This window comes from Geobacillus zalihae NBRC 101842 (genome assembly GCF_001544135.1).
GTDB lineage: Bacteria > Bacillota > Bacilli > Bacillales > Anoxybacillaceae > Geobacillus > Geobacillus zalihae.
Genome location: NZ_BCPV01000135.1, coordinates 1 through 1,200 on the forward strand (window position 1 = coordinate 1; position 1,200 = coordinate 1,200).

1 protein-coding gene is annotated in these 1,200 nt (G+C 52.4%); it reads right to left on the reverse strand.

The annotated features are described in order from the left end of the window. Positions 1–92 precede the first annotated feature (92 nt). A partial coding sequence (locus tag GZ1_RS17710) for an IS1634 family transposase (RefSeq protein ID WP_060789016.1) occupies positions 93–1,200 on the reverse strand: 1,108 nt, incomplete at its 5' end.

The window sequence follows — 1,200 nt, forward strand, 5'->3', positions numbered from 1 at the left end:
CCCGAGTTCGACAGCGACTAGGCAAACAAAATCCCTCTGATCCTTTGATACAAAAGGGATCAGAGGGATTTGGGCATACTTTAGGCGTGTATCTAGGGGCGAGGATGGATGCCTAGAATCTTCGGAGGAGGCTCCATCCCTAGAGCCGCAAAGAGTTGAGCCTGTTTGGCCGTCAGTTCGGTTCGTTGATAAAGGTCTCCGTTTTTTGAAGAAAAATGTCCAAGCATGAGACGCTCACATTCGTCTCTTACTTTCGGCCACGATTCATGAGTTCGGATCTCCACGATCCGAACCAGCAAGAGAGCCAGCCAACTGAGCAGCACATGCGCCCGGATACGGTCTTCCAAGCGATGATACATGGGGCGCAGCTCGAGTGTTGATTTCAACGTCCGAAAGGCCTGCTCGATATCCACCAGTTGCTTATACCCGAGCGCGACATCCTCGGCAGACAAGGTGTCATCGGAGGTTCGGATGAGATATTTGCCATCGTACTTTTCCGCTTCACGAACCGCTTGCTTGTCGATGCGAAGCGTTCCATCCTTCAATTGACGCAAGTATTTTCCGTAGGACGGATGGGAACGCAGCCGGCAGGTGGCCTTATGATGGGCTTCGTTGGGGAGTTGTCGAAGCCCTTCCAACTCTTCTTTCAGCGATTCGAGCAGCGTTTCCCGCTCCTTGCGTTGGCGTTCGGCTTCGCTGGGATTGTACACGAGAACATAGCGCTGACGCGCTTCTCCGTCGCCCACGATGATTTCTTTGATATGCAAGTTCTCGCGAACTTGTTGGTAGCGCCCGCGACGGTTTAGGGCCTCTTCGACGGCGGCTTTGCCGGACCGCATTTTTTCGCCGACAATGTAGTGTCCCCCGGCCTGTTGCAAGATTCGCAAATTCTCTTCAGACGAAAATCCGCGGTCCATCACGCTGATCACACGCCCAAGCTTCCAGCCAATCAAGTCTTGTTTCACCTGTTTGATGACCGTCATATCCATCGTATTGCCAGGCCATACCCAAGCGCGAATGGGGACTCCTTCCCGGGTAACGGCCAGTCCAATGACGATTTGGACCAAATCGGGACGCTTATCTTTGGAAAACCCCTGCTTTCGAAGCGATTCTCCTTCTGGTGTTTCGGATGGATCCACTTCGAAGTACGACGAAGTCGTATCAAAGTAAATCAAATCGACTTCCAGGTTCAATCTCACA